We start from the raw sequence: 379 nt of genomic DNA, 5'->3' as shown, positions 1-379 counted from the left end.
CGAGCACCGATGCCCCAGGTACCCACCATGGTGGAACCCAGCACGCATTCACGGGCGATGTAGGGGTTGCCGTTGAAGGCGAAGTTGGAGAAGTCGTTGTTACCGTTGGCGCTCACAACAGGCATGCGCTCGGAACCGTTGCGGGGGTTGTTGTCGTCACCGGTGGAGTACCAGCCGTACAGACCGGGAGTACCCCAATCCAGCTTGTATTCCAGCAGCAGGCTGGCCAACCAACCTTCGCGGTTCATCTTCTGGTCAGCATAAGCGGCGGAACCGTAGTTCACATCCCAAGCGATGCGGAAGGGATCCCAGTAGGTCACTTCGCCGGTGATGCCAGCCCAGAAGGCGTTGCCGTAGGTGTCGTTCCAGTCGGTGCCCT

General features: G+C 60.2%; 1 pseudogene. It reads right to left on the bottom strand.

The features are described 5' to 3' along the window. Window positions 1-379 (bottom strand): annotated as a pseudogene (locus tag ACQRBR_RS12050) (outer membrane homotrimeric porin); the annotation flags it as partial.

Origin of the sequence: Desulfovibrio sp. SGI.133, from assembly GCF_050313955.1 — a bacterium.
In the GTDB taxonomy this organism is placed as follows: Bacteria; Desulfobacterota; Desulfovibrionia; order Desulfovibrionales; family Desulfovibrionaceae; genus Desulfovibrio.
Note: the sequence above shows the minus strand (reverse complement) of the source record. Positions and strands in the feature narration are given on the sequence as shown.